The organism is Candidatus Paceibacterota bacterium (genome assembly GCA_035452965.1).
Classification (GTDB): Bacteria; Verrucomicrobiota; Verrucomicrobiia; order Limisphaerales; family UBA8199; genus UBA8199.
Window position 1 is genome coordinate 16,286 of sequence record DAOTCE010000038.1, and the last position, 13,323, is coordinate 29,608.

Sequence of the window (13,323 nt, forward strand, 5' to 3'; positions counted from 1 at the left end):
GGTAGCAGCCAGGTGATTAGCGCGTGACCCGGCTCAGCCTCGCAGCCGATCATCCGTAATGCCGAATTCGGATTGCCGGGATCAGTTCTGGCCCGGCGGAATAGGCGCGGGCTGGGCTGGACACGCCGATCCGGGCGGCAGGATGCCTGTCGCTACGCGCTGGTGGTGGCAATATGCGCCCCCCGGGTCCATCAGTTCTGGCTTTATGATTGACGACTGGAATAGTTTCCACATCCAATACCGCGTGCGTCTAGAAACGACTCTTAGTGTCATTGCGGCGGTTGTTCTTGCGGCGACCGTGACGTGTGCCACGCCAGCGCCCGCCGCGCCGGCCGGGACCAGGTCGCCGGGAACGATACAGGTTTTCGATGCCCGCCCCCTTCGCAGCCTGGACTTAAGTGACACAAACCAAACGGCGCAGCTCTGGGATACCATGCACACGCTGGCCGCATTGCAGGGGTTGGCGAATCGCGAGGCGCCGCGGCTCTACGTGCTATACTGCGCCGGTTTCGGAGTGGAGACGGACCAGTTCTGGCTGGACTGGTTCCGCGGGGAGGATGGTTGGTTGAAGAATGCCGAAGTGGCCCCCCTGTCCTCCGTCGAGGAGGTCGTCCGGTCGTTCATGAAGTGCTTCAAAGGTCTGGTTGTCTATGACCCGGCGGTTCCGGCTACTGCCTGCGTTGCTTCAACGGCCGCCGGGTGCGAGGACCTCCTGCCAGTGCGCTACAGCCGCACGACGAATTCGATGTTCAACTTGCTGACCGGGAAGCTAGGGTTGCCCGTTCGCCTGTGGCTGCTGAATCCCGACGGCACGCCCAAATTCACCGGCAAGGGGATGATTCCTGACCTGAAGGAGCCGTCGTCGGGCAGCGCCAAGAACGACGCCTACCTCTGGGCGATCCGGCACTATGTTGATTCCGGCAAGTGTGATCCCCGCTATGCGGCCTATTACATTGACAGCTACTGGATGAAACGCGCCAGGGGAAGCCAGTCGGACCTGCATACACTGCCCAACCACGACTACTTCATATCGCGCAGGGCATTCTTTTTTGACCTGGCCACCTGGGGCGACGAAGCGCCGCTGGACGACCCAGACCAGAAGCCCGGCCTGGACCGCCAGACCTTCTTGCAGATGATGGCTGCCCTGAACCGCAAAGCCTCGAACAGCATGATCAAAGTGGGGGGCTTCACGCCGTGGGCTTTCAAATACACCGATCATCCCGGCGCAGGCGGCAAGCACGGCGGCGTGGAAACGGAATGGGAGTTCGCTCGGCTGATCTCGCAATATAATGGCTACATGGAGGCCGACGCCATAGGAGTCGGGACCATCGCCAACGCCTCTTTCTACACGCATTATCCGCTCAGAGAGCGGTACCCGCAGCCTAATCCAAAGCCGTCGTTCGCGGAATGGCGGAAGGCAGGACACCTCACGGTCGAAGGCATGGTGGCGTCGAGACTTTACGTGGGCTATTACGTCGGCGACTACGACTCACCCTCGTGGCTTTACAAGGCAGTGGCCGCATTCTTCGCTGACCCGCAGCGGGGGCGTATTCCCCTCGGCTGGGCCTTTGATCCGAATCTCGCCGACCGGGCCCCACAAGCGCTGGTTTATGCCTATCGCCACGCGACCACCAACGACTACTTCATCGCGGGGGACTCTGGCGCTGGCTACCTGAACCCGCGCGCACTGACGGTCCGCCCGGACTCCAAGCTGTCGCCGGCACTCAAGCTCTGGACAGAGCATTGCGCAAGGTATTTCAAGCAATGGGACATGAGCATCACCGGATTCATGCTGGACGGCTCCGCCGGGGCCTCGACAGAGGAGGAATTCTCCGCTTATCAGCGTTTCAGCCCCGACGGCTGCGGGAACCACTTTGATCTGGCCCCGCGTGTCATCGCTGGCGTCCCGACCATTCGGGAGTGGGACATGCCCGATTCGGCGCAGGCTACGGCAGCCTACCTGGCGCAGCAGTCCGCCGCGGCGACCAACGCCCCACGCTTCCTCTGGGCACGCACGATTCTGAAGTCGCCAGCCTGGCACGTGGAGGTATCGAAGTTCCTGCGCGAAAAGCACCCTCAGGCACCGGTCGCAGTGGTTGATCCTTACACCTTCTTCGGCCTCATCCGGGAGCACGTGGCGAAGGCGCCGAAGTAGTCAGTGTCTTTGGCTCATTGAACTGCCCGCTGCGACCGGCAGCAATTCCTGCCAGATGGTGATTGACACGCCGCGATGGATTGCTACTATGCCAGCATAACGCACGTCACCTAGTCCAATCCCTTGAGTTTATGAGGACAAGACCTTTGTTGAAGTTCTCGATTTGCGTGAGCCTGACCGCGGGTTTGCTCTTGTTACTGGCTGAGTGCGGTCTTGCCCAATCCACCGGCACTTCCAATTCGATCGTGCCAATCGTAACCATCCGCGCCATTGACCCGGAAGCCTTCGACCCCGGAGATAATAACGCGGTGTTCCACCTCCAGCGCGAGGGCCCGACCAATCTCACGCTGAATGTGTTCCTCCAGATCGGCGGCACCGCCGCCAATGGCGTGGACTATGTCACCATCCCGAGCTGGATTGCCATCCCCGCCGGCGTCCGCACCGTGCCAATTCTCGTTCGGCCCATTGACGACAACCTGGTCGAGGGACGCGAATCGGTCCAGGCGCGCCTGGTTTACCCGCCCATCATGCCGCCGATCGCTTATCTCATCGGCAGCCCGAGCAACGCCGTCGTGTTCATCCACGACGCGCAGCCGTTCGTCGCCGTGGAAGCGACCGATCCCCACGCCGCCGAACCGGGCGTACTCACTGTCGTGGAGTCGGGTGAATTCACCATCACCCGCAGCTACGGGACCAATGTGCCTCTCATCGTGCATTACTCCATCGCGGGCACAGCCAGCAACGGCGGGGATTACTCCCATCTCTCCAACTCCGTTGTCATTCCCGTGGGTCAACTCGCCGCCAAGGTTACGGTGCATCCGCTACCCGACAACCTGCCGGAGCCGACCGAAACTGTCGTGCTGCGGCTGGAGCTTTCCACGGCCTGCGCCGCCACCGTTATCCCCGCGCCCTACGCCTGCTACAAGTTCAGCACACCGCGCGAAGCCGTCGTCTTCATCGCCGACAACGATCCGCCCGCGAACCTGCCGCCGACTGTCCAACTCACCAGGCCACTGGACGGTCAGACATTTGCGGCCCCGGCCAGGATCCCCCTCCGCGCCGTCACGGTGGACCCCGACGGCTACGTGCCGCACATCGAGTTCTACGCAGGCTCCCTCCTGATTGGCGAGGAAACGCGATACTTCTTTGTCCCGCCGCCGCCCGGACAGCCGATTGTCTATGAGACGATCTGGACCAACCCGCCGCTGGGCCGGCATGTGCTCACCGCCCGCGCCACGGACAACCGCGGCGCCGAGGCGGTTTCCCCGCCGGTGAACATCTGGGTCGTCCGCACCAATGAACCGCCCGTCACCAACCTCCCGCCCGTCGTGACCATTTCCGCACCCGACCCGGTCGCCTCCGAGGGCACCAACTGCGTCTTCTGGACGGGATGGAACTGCTGCCCGGCGCCCACGAACTGGTTGGGGACCAACACCGCCACCTTTGTCGTGCGCCGCTCGGGGCCGACCAACGCCGCGTTGACGCTTCACCTTTGCATCAGCGGCACCGCTTCCAATGGTGTGGATTACTACCATCTGGCCCCCTGGGTGACCATTCCCCCCGGCCTCCGCGCCGCCGAATTCAAGGTGGTGCCTATTGACGACCTCCTGCCCGAGCGGCTGGAGAGCGTCGTCGCCCGCCTCTGCGTGCCCCCGAACACCTCCGCCGCCGTGCCGCCGTATATCATCGGTTATCCAGGCCGCGCCGCCGTTGTGATCGTGGACAACGATGCGCCGCGCCCGGCCACCAGCGTGCTGTCCGACCGTTGCGTTCACATCACGCACCCCGGCGCCAACGGCACCTCCTGGCGCATCGAGTGGTCCGCCAACCTGGTTGACTGGACCCCCATCTGCACCACTACCGTCACCGATGGCGCGGTCCACTTCGTGGACCCGGACGCGGAGGACGAAGCGCAACGCTACTATCGCGCGGTGCCTGAGGCGGCTCCGCCTTCCGAATAGGCGGCATAATCAACTGCCTGGTGGACCTGATTCCGGCCGCCCAGCCTGCGGTCGCGTTGCCGGTCCGGTGATAAGTCACTTCCCGTCAAATGCCTGTCGGACTGCGCGCAGGATGGTGGTTTCAGTCATGGGCGGCACCCAGCAGTAATCGTCTTCGTAGCCGTCCCGCCAGCATTGGTCAGTGGGGACGTAGCCCGGCGCGCCGTCGCCGAATCCGGCCACCATGATGAAGGAGGCGGGCCGCAACTGCTGGGCCGCGAGCTGATAGCCGACGAAGCATTCGGCCGGCAGGACCGTAAAGAGCGCCGCCCCATTGCCCAAGTCGAGACACGGCACGTCGATGCCCTGCCCCCGGTCCACGCGCTGCCGCCAGCTTAACCCGAGCGCGGCTTCGATCCGCTGCCAACGGGTCGCGTTGGTGCTGGCCAAGGTGGACTGCATTGCCTCAATAGTAAACTTGCCCGTGCTCCGAGCGGGCAGGCGCAAGTCCGCCACGCGATACCCGACCTCCTTGAGCGGTCGTCTGCGCGTTGATTGCCAGGCCTCCACCATCGCGCGATAGAGGCGGTCCGCCAACAACATGCGGTTTTCCCGCGTGCCCGTGTTGTATTTGCCGGCCGTCGTATCGCCCGCGCAACCAGTGAAGTAGATCTGGAACACGGCGGGGTGGTCCGCTTGCCGTCGCGCCCGGGCGAGGCCGGGGAAGTCTGCGGACACCTGGCCTTTGCCGTAGTAGCTCATGGGATGCACGGCGTAGCAGCTCCAGACCAGCACCGGCTTATCCCCATCCCATAGGCTGATGCTCTTCAGCCACGGGTCCACTTCACCTTCCGGCGCGCTGAAAATGTCCCCGCTCGCGCTGCCGCGCTCCCAGGTAATCCGGCCGTCCGGCCGCACGACGCGCCGGTTCGACGCGAGCCGTTCCACCTTCGCCTGCCCAATGCCATAGTGAGTGACGCGCCGCGGGGATTTAAGGGCAGCCTTCAACGCCGAAGCCGTCCGCCGCACGGCCGTCTCATGGAACGCAGGATCACAATTCCAGCCTTTGAGGCCGTGCTGATCAAGGAGCCGCTGGGCGGTTAGATCGCAAATCGGCGCGTCGTGCTGATGCACGGTGGCGAGCACAACACGTTTGGCGGCGGTGCCTGCGGCCTCCGCCAGCGCCTCGCGCCAGCGGTCGTACGAATCATTGTTGCACTGGCACCAATCCAATGCGACCACCACCACCGGCTGATCCGCCCCGAGCAGCACGAAGCCCTTGGCGAAAAGCGGGTCCGCGATCTCCTTTGCACTCGCAACTCCGCCCCCCATGCAGGCGTGGCCGATGGGAATGGTGATATCTGCCTCAAACGTCGCCACGCGCCACTCCCCCTGCGCGGCGACTGCGGCCACGCAGCAGCACCCAGCCAAAACGCGGCTCAACCAGCTCGGGAGTTTGCAGCCAACTGGCAATTGTCGCGACATAGGTGGAGGACCGGTATATCTCAGACACATTTCAGGCAAAGAAAAATAAGGGCTGCAGGAACTGGAACTCTGCGAGCTACCTTCCCTGCTTCACCGGCACTTCAAAACTGCCGGCAATGAAGCTCTTCTCCAGGTCTGGCAGGCACAGGTAAATCCTCCCCGGCAGTTTCCCGTCCGATAGCTGGCCGAATTCCAGCCGCAGTACGTAGCGGTCTATGAAGCACCTCTGTTTCAGCGTTTTGCGGTCCGTCTCCTTCCACTTCATCCAGATGTGAGGAGTGATTCCAGATCCCTCTTTCGGCACGGTGAAGGTCCCATTGCTAAGCTTGGTCAGGTCGTTCTCGAATAATACGACATCCATCTCCAGGTCAGCGATGAAGTCCTTTCCCTGCTTGAACTTCAGCCAACTGCCTGCCAAGGTGATGTTGTTCGGGCTGAAGGATTCTCCCTGGATGCGGCCGGTGACAGGGCCGGATGGAATTTCGGCGCCCGCGAGGTTCATCGTCCAGCCGGAGCCGTCGGGCTCGGTATCCGTGGTCTCCTTTTCCGCCTTTGTCGCGCTCCGTGGGAAGGTCCTGGAGGTGGATTGTTGCGGCTGGGTAGCGGGCGGAATCTGCTTGAGGCGTGCGGTAACGAAGAGAAAGAAAGCCGCCAAGGCGATCGTCGCCAACACGGTCAGGCCGAGCGCGACGTAGCCGACAATCAGGCCCGCTTTAGCCAGTCCGCCCCCTTGCAGGCCCGGCGTTGCCGCGATCTTCTTCCTGGCCATGTGACCACAGATTATGCCGGGGATGAAGCCAAGCGGGATAATGACGAAACTCCCAATCGAGCAAACCAGCGAGGCGACGGCCAACCCGCAGGTCTTCTGCCCCGGAGACGAAACCGGCGGCGGGCGGAATCCGGCAGTCGGCGGCGCAGTCGGTGCGGCGGTCGCACACGCCAACCCTGGCGCAGCCGGGACCACAATTGTCTGGCCGCAGGAGGGACAGACGACTTGCAGTCCGGCATGACTATCGTTGCCGGTCAGGTGTTGACCGCAGTTGGAACAGCTGAATTTGAAGTCGCTCATGAGATTGATTTGATTACATACAAAGCCGCCAGCCTGGTGTCAATCAAGCCGCAAGGGCGTGGCCCCGGTCAACCGAATCTATCGAAGAAGCGGGCTGGCTTGCATAACCTGCTGATTCTGCATGACTTCCACAGGATTCTGTGTAACCCACTAAAAAAGTGGCGTTTACGCCAAGATTCTCCCCAAGGTGTCAAGTGTGTATCCACGGTGTGGATACGGCGAGGATACGGTGAGGATACGGTGCGGTCCCCATAGGAATGGCATAAGCATCTGAAATTTCTGCGTTTACAGCTTATTTCTTATGGGAGCTTCAGCAGTCGCGGTACGCAAGCCCCACTAACCTGTTATTGTCGGTCCCAGGCTGGAAAAGGGGCACTGCAACGCAGGCAGCCTGGTTGTTTGAGCTACGGGTAGACCGCCAGTCTGACCGATTCCGGGGCAAAAGGCTCGATGCGGATGGTGTTGGCGCCAGGCTTGAGGTGTTTGCTGATCTCCAGGCGCGAGGGCATACCGATGAAGCCCCCGGCTTCACTGCCGTTGACCGTCACACGCGCGGCAACTTCCGGGGCAATGGTCCCCAGTTCCAGGTAAACGCGCGAACGCTGCAAATCAGCCGCAGCGAAGTCGCAGTGACCGAGGAAGGGATCGGCCTTGACCGGGCTGAGGGTCAGCTTGCCGTTCAGCGTTCCCCAGACGCCGGCGCCGAAGGCCAGGAGTTCGCGCGCGGCCGGCCAGGAGCTGTCATCGAAGCCTGCCTCAGTCCAGTGCTCGGGGTTTTCTTTAGAGGTCTTCCAGGTCTTGCCGACGCGGTCGGTCAACGGTGGGCCGGAGGCAAGCTCGACAGTCAGACAGCCCAGGAGCCCCGCGGGATTGGGTTTATCACCGCCGTTGACCGCGGCAATGGCAAGCTGATTTCGGCCGGGAGCAAGGAACCTTGTCACGTCCAGTTCCGCCGGGTTGCGCCATCCCTCGGGGCTGCTGTCGCCCTGGCCGGCTTCCCTGCCGTTGATGAAGAGTGTGAAACTGTTGTCCGCCGTGCCAGCGAAGGTGGCTTTCCGGATTGTTGCCCCGGCTGGAATATCAATCGTCCTCCGGAAATAGCGGGTGCCGGGCGGGGCATTCTCTCGGCGGTTCGCCTCCGGATACCACGTCCAGGAACAGCCGCGCAGCGCCAGAGCGGGGCTGTTGCAGAGGGACAGTAAAGGGTCCGGCGGCGCTGGGACGGTTTCTCGCGTCACCGCCACCGTGCGGAGAGTCGCAATGCCGCCCGGCTCCAGGCGCGGCGGCAGGGTCCGGGGCGTTGGCTGGAAGACGAGCAGGACGCTCTCGTTCGGCTCAAACGTTAGGACCAGCTCAACCTGCCCGCCTTTGCGGGAGAATGGCACGGTGGTGATCTCGTTGCGCATGGCGTCCCAGCACTCGGGGATGCCTTCAGCAGTGATGCGAAACCGGAAGCGGCGCGGCTCGCCTTCGTGGTTCTGGTTGGCAATGAAGAACACATCGCGACCCTCCTTCACACGGTGCAGGACGTGCAGCCAGTTGTCGGTCGCACCTTCGATGACCTCCAGGGTCGGGTGCACGCCGGCATCCCCCGCCAGCACTTGCTGGAGCAGCCCGGGTGTGGGCTGGCCCGGCAATAGGTAGGAGCGTCCGCCGGCCGGGCTGGTCTTGCAAACCGCCCCGCTTGGTGCCGGCTGGCCCCAGATCGCCTCGCGCAAATGAGCAATGTCCTGGGCTGTCTTGCCGATCGTGGCAGACTTGGTCGGCAGGAAGTCATATGCCAGAACCACTCCGCCGTGGTCGAAGAACTCCCTGGCTTTGGCCAGCGTAGCGTAAGGAATGACCTCCACTGGCGGAACGATGAGCACCCGGTATGACTCCTCACGCAGCTTCAGGGCGGACCGGTTGACCTTGGTGTCCCTCTCGAACACTTCGTAGGGCAGCCAGTCGCAATCGTAGAGGGCGTCCTGGAGGCTCTCGCTCATCTGATCGGGCAGAATGTGTTTCCCGCAATGTGCGCTTTGTCCCAGGTAAAGCAGCGCCACCGGGCAGACATGCCGTCCCCCCGTAAGCATGAGGCTCAGGCGGCTGGTGTAATCGGCAAACACCCGATAGAGCGGCCAGCGCGGCTCGAAACCGTTGTTGTAAAAATAGGGCGGGCAATCGGTGTCTTTGGGCGCGCGCGGATTGAACGAGTGCGGGATGAAGAAGTTTATGCCCGATACATGCATGTGGTCAGTCCACCACTTCATCTCCGGATAGGTGAGGTCCTGGCCGCGGGCGCCGAAGATTTCGACCATGGCAACGTCATTCGCTTTGCCGTAGGCATGACTGATCGAGCTGCCCAGTTTCGGTGTCTGCCAGCAGGGCTTGTCGCGCGTGACACGCTTTCCCATCTCAAATTGTCTGAACACGGCGTCAATGCCCCCCATGTGGCCGTGGCCCTGCAGGCGCATCATATCTCCGGCGCAGAACTCGCGATTGAAGTAAAGGTGGCTGTGCTCCATAAAATGGCCCGTGGACGTCACGCCATGCTGGCGGCACCACTTCGCGATGCCGCCGTACATGGTTCGGCCCCAGGCCTCCGCCAAGGCATCCAAGTACCGGTAGCGCGCCGCGACCTGCTCCTCGCCAGCCAGCTCGGACTTGTAGGCTGCGTAAGCCTTCGTCCAGTCCACGCCCCATTCGGCCAGCACGCGGTTCACTTCGGTGCCCCAGTCTCCGGGGGTCTCGGGCTCGTCGTAGAAGAAGCCGCGGATGGTCTTCCCGAACTCGGCTTTATAGTGCTCAAAGTGCGGCTGGTACACTTCCTGGAGGTACCAATCCACGCAATCCTGGCTTGCGCCGTCCACGCTTAGCTGCGAGCCACCGACCTGGATAAGGCCGGGGGCCTGTTCGTGGGTAAACTTGAGGATGCGCCACTTGCCGGCTGGGGCCTGCCAGCTCAGCTTGCCCTTGTTGATATGGGAGGCGAGGTCAAAAAGCGTATCGCCTCGGATCTTGCCGTCGGCGCTCACCTGCCCTGCGATGGCGGCAACATAACGGTGCCCGCCGTAGTCCTCGGACTCAAAGAGGCGGGGCCCTTCCACCTCAATAGCAGCCGCCACTAGGCGCTTGGCCGCGTAGCGCGGTGGGACTTTTCCGGCGACCGCCTGGCTGGGCCACCACTTCTCGTCAAAGATCCAGAGCTGGAGATTGTGTCTCTTCGCCGCGTTCAAACAGATGTCCAGGTCTCGCCACCAACCCTCCCCCAGCCAATCATTGTGCGGACGGGATTCGGTGGTGAAGCAGCCGTTGCCACCTTCGGCCACTTTGCCGACGTACATTTCGAGGTGTTCTCTGGACTCATCCCCATGCAGCCACAACAGCGGGCCGGTAAGTCGCCGCGCTTCAGGGGGCAATTCCCGAAACTGCTTTTCCAGAGCGGCCAGGCTCGAAGCGGCGGGCTGGGTTTGGGCTGGAGCGAGCAACGGCCACGTCATCGCGCTGATGAGAACGAAGGTTGCTGCGTAACAAGCTCGCGTGAAGACAATCGTCAGCGGTTTCATAATTCGTTTCAACGCCCTACATGACTCCAGACAATGTCCCCGTAATCAATGCCAATCTCCAAGCCACGAGGCTCTGGCTCAAAAACCACTTGCATAGACACTACCGCAATTGCCATGATTCCACAGTGAATTCAGAAGTGAGACCCGCCTCCAATTCGGGCTTGATCCGGAGTTGGGAGCACCAAAGACTCAAGCCTCAATCAGGCAGCCTTCGCTGTTTGACATCAAACCTACACTAACCACTAAACATATGCTTATAGTCAAAACACAGTGGTGCCGTCCGCGTTGCGGGCTGGGCTTCGCCACTGCTCTTCTCTTTGGAACCAGCCTGGCCTTTGCGCAGGATCAAAGTGCTGCCATCACCAATGCGCCGCCGCCGCCTGCCCCCTGGGAGACCACTGCTTCGGCCGGTTTCACGCTGACGCGCGGCAATAGCGAGACCCTGCTGGGCACGCTTAGCCTGGACACCAAACGCAAGTGGGATCGCAACGAAATCGCCTTCGGCATCGCGGGCGGTTATGGCGAGGACGACGACGTGCGGAACACCGAGTTTGTCAATGCGTTCGGCCAGTACAACCGGTTGTTCACCGACCGCTTCTATGCAGGTTTGCGAACGGACTTCAACTATGACGGCATTGCCAAGCTGAGTTATCGCGTGAGCGTTGGCCCGTTGGTGGGTTACTATCTCATCAAGACAACGAACACCTTTCTGGCACTTGAGGTCGGCCCCTCAGTGGTTTTCGAGAAATACCAGCACGAACCCGCCAACACTTACCTCGGCTTGCGGATCGCCGACCGATTCGAGCATAAGCTGTCTGCCACCACCAAGTTTTGGCAGAGCACAAGCTACGTCCCGGATGTGGAGAAATGGTCGGAGAAGTATATCCTCACCACCGAAGCCGGGATTGACGCTGCCATTACCAAGAAGTGGAGCCTGCGCGTCGTGTTCCAGCACATCTATGACAGCCAACCCGCGCCAGACCACCAGCACAACGACATTCGCCTGATTGCCGGCACGGCGTACAAGTTCTAAGCCTGTCTGGCGTTGGCTTGCGAATGGCTGGACGATAGTTTGTTAATTAGGTCCGGCGACGGTGCCCCGCGATTCAGGACATGGACTTGCTGTCGAATCGCGTCCACCAAGGCATAGGGATTCGTCTGGTCCAACCGGCGCAGCACGCATTCCCAACGGTAGGCGAAGCTGCCTGCCTGGTCATATCGGCAGTGCTTGAACAGAGTGTCGAATGCACGGCGCCGCTTGCGGTAATCGCCTTGGATGCGAAGGAACTGCTCGCGGAAGGCTTTGAGGTAGGCAATGGCAAATTCCTGGAGCTCCGGGATGGCCTTCTCACGGATGTTGATCGGCCGGGCATAATGAAAAGCGAAATTCTCTAACGGCAGCTTGTATTCACCAAACGCGCCGCTGTGGTCGCCTACCATGATTTCCGCCGGCAGGCCATCCTCACCCTCGCGCACGACCTCATCGCCGTCATCGAAGACCGGGCGTGTGCCGTTTTCCAGCGCGCGCCCCACGATGATGCTCGAAACCGCAGCCCGGCCCAGCAGTTCCGCCAAACGAAGGCTGTAGCCGGGCCGGGAATATTTCGCCGGCGACACTTTGTCGGTGGCAACGCCGGGCACGTATTGGCGTTCGGAGTATATGGTGCGGATCAACTCGCCCTGGAACCGGGCGTTGGTGCCGCCGTAGATTTCACTCAGCCGTCGTACCGCCACACGGCGGGTGAGGTTCATCCCCAATTGGCGGCAGCCCAGCCGCCGGTCCAGCCAGAAATCAGTGTAATCCTCGCTCTCCTTGATGGATTGGAGCAAGTCCTTGCCTTCATCCAGGTGTTCCCAGACGCCCCATTTCTGAAGTCGCAGGAACCGCTTGAGGGTGGCCCTCTCGCTCCGCGAATGGAACTCCGCCAGGAAGACACCCCGGCGCCCCTCTTTCTGCGGCCGGTCGAGCGAGAGCGACTCCGGCAGACAGCCGACGTTCACGAATTCCAGGTCCCCGTACTCGCGGATGAGATTGAAGATAATGCCCTTGGCCCGCGGGTCACAAAGCCGCTGCAACTCCGCATCCTCGGGCCGATTTGCCGCCTCGTCGAAGATCGAGTCGAACAAAAACTCCCCTTCCTCGAACCGCCCACCCGGCAGCCATTCAATCTGCAGAAAAAACTCGGGGCTTAGCCCGCTGAGAATCTGTTCGCTCTGCGCTTCGTTGCCTTCGAGGAAGAGTGCAGAAAGCATTCGCTCGCACCAAGCCGTGTTATTGCAGTTATCAGCCCAGTAGCCCTCGTGAACCGCGGAGCGAAAGCGGGCGCGCAACTCCTCGAACCTAGCGCGCACCTGCTCAGCGGGCAGTTGGTCGTAGGCTACCCCGAGAAACTGCCTCGTTCCGAACCGTCGCAAGTCCGCCGCGAAGAAATCCACCTCTGGCCGGCCCAAGTGGTTGCGCAGGACCGCATGATCGGCGATCTCCTGGAGGTGTCGGGCAAGGCTGGCGTCGTCCAACTTGCCGAGGCCATCAAGTTCCTGGCAGGTCAACCAACGGGTGCCGGTCAGCCGGTTGTAGTAGTAAATTGGCTCGCCGCTGATAGCTACCTTGGAGCTAAACACCATGCGCTCCTTGGCTTCACGGGTTTTGGGTATGGCGCTCAGCCGCCAGTACTCGCCATGATGCCGGATCGCTTCGCGCACCCGCCGGTCGGCGACCGAGAGGAACTTCACCTGTCGTTTGGACACTAGGTCTTGCAGCATTTCGTCCGCCATGAACGCCAAGTCCATGCGCTCTGGATTGGGGCGGATCAGGATATGGTCGGGTTCAAAGATCAGATCCACCGAGCCGGCGGAAAGTCCCTCCTCTTCCTCCCGGCTCAGGGGAGGCAACTCCTTCCGGGTGCGTTCCGCGTTCACGCGCTCAATGAACCCGAGCCGCTGCACTGCATGCACGCCGGGCAATTGGGTCCAAAGCGCGCCGTAGGACGGAAACAAGCTGCCGATGCGGCTCATCTGCCGGCCCTGCGCATCCACCTCAAAAGGGTGTGGTCCAATCAGTTCCAGTTGCATAACGCCCCGACTTGCGGGTCTCCGGGCATTTAGCGTGCCTAGCCCCCAAAAGGC

Annotated in this window: 7 protein-coding genes; 3 read left to right on the top strand and 4 right to left on the bottom strand. The window is 61.8% G+C overall.

Annotated features, from left to right (window positions below):
• Nucleotides 1-205: 205 nt before the first annotated feature.
• Entirely contained in the window at nt 206-2,155 is a 1,950-nt protein-coding gene (locus P5205_19370; protein HSA12525.1) for a GxGYxYP family putative glycoside hydrolase, read from the top strand.
• A gap of 131 nt (nt 2,156-2,286) precedes the next feature.
• Nucleotides 2,287-4,116 (top strand): Calx-beta domain-containing protein, encoded by a 1,830-nt coding sequence (locus P5205_19375; protein HSA12526.1) that lies wholly within the window; start codon nt 2,287-2,289, stop codon nt 4,114-4,116.
• 75 nt (nt 4,117-4,191) lie between these two features.
• Here P5205_19375 and P5205_19380 read toward each other — a convergent pair whose 3' ends face one another.
• The 3 genes from P5205_19380 to P5205_19390 form a co-directional block, all read right to left on the bottom strand.
• Complete coding sequence (locus tag P5205_19380) at nt 4,192-5,508, bottom strand: hypothetical protein (GenBank protein HSA12527.1); 1,317 nt, start codon at nt 5,506-5,508, stop codon at nt 4,192-4,194.
• A 148-nt stretch (nt 5,509-5,656) separates the two neighbouring features.
• Complete coding sequence (locus tag P5205_19385) at nt 5,657-6,649, bottom strand: DUF4190 domain-containing protein (protein HSA12528.1); 993 nt, start codon at nt 6,647-6,649, stop codon at nt 5,657-5,659.
• A 404-nt stretch (nt 6,650-7,053) separates the two neighbouring features.
• Complete coding sequence (locus tag P5205_19390) at nt 7,054-10,197, bottom strand: glycosyl hydrolase (GenBank protein ID HSA12529.1); 3,144 nt, start codon at nt 10,195-10,197, stop codon at nt 7,054-7,056.
• 250 nt (nt 10,198-10,447) lie between these two features.
• Between P5205_19390 and P5205_19395 the strand changes: the two genes are divergently transcribed.
• On the top strand, nt 10,448-11,230 hold the full coding sequence (locus P5205_19395; protein HSA12530.1) for a DUF481 domain-containing protein: 783 nt from the start codon (nt 10,448-10,450) through the stop codon (nt 11,228-11,230).
• On the opposite strand, the gene P5205_19400 is transcribed toward P5205_19395, so the two are convergent.
• Entirely contained in the window at nt 11,227-13,269 is a 2,043-nt protein-coding gene (locus P5205_19400) for a hypothetical protein (protein HSA12531.1), read from the bottom strand. The two genes, P5205_19395 and P5205_19400, sit on opposite strands and share 4 nt — an antisense overlap.
• Nucleotides 13,270-13,323: the final 54 nt, after the last annotated feature.

Bases quoted from the DNA above. Each gene is read 5' to 3' on its own strand.
- P5205_19370 (HSA12525.1), top strand. From the start codon at position 206: ATGATTGACGACTGGAATAGTTTCCACATCCAATACCGCGTGCGTCTA.
- P5205_19375 (HSA12526.1), top strand. From the start codon at position 2,287: ATGAGGACAAGACCTTTGTTGAAGTTCTCGATTTGCGTGAGCCTGACC.
- P5205_19385 (HSA12528.1), bottom strand. From the start codon at position 6,649: ATGAGCGACTTCAAATTCAGCTGTTCCAACTGCGGTCAACACCTGACC.
- P5205_19390 (HSA12529.1), bottom strand. From the start codon at position 10,197: ATGAAACCGCTGACGATTGTCTTCACGCGAGCTTGTTACGCAGCAACC.
- P5205_19395 (HSA12530.1), top strand. From the start codon at position 10,448: ATGCTTATAGTCAAAACACAGTGGTGCCGTCCGCGTTGCGGGCTGGGC.
- P5205_19400 (HSA12531.1), bottom strand. From the start codon at position 13,269: ATGCAACTGGAACTGATTGGACCACACCCTTTTGAGGTGGATGCGCAG.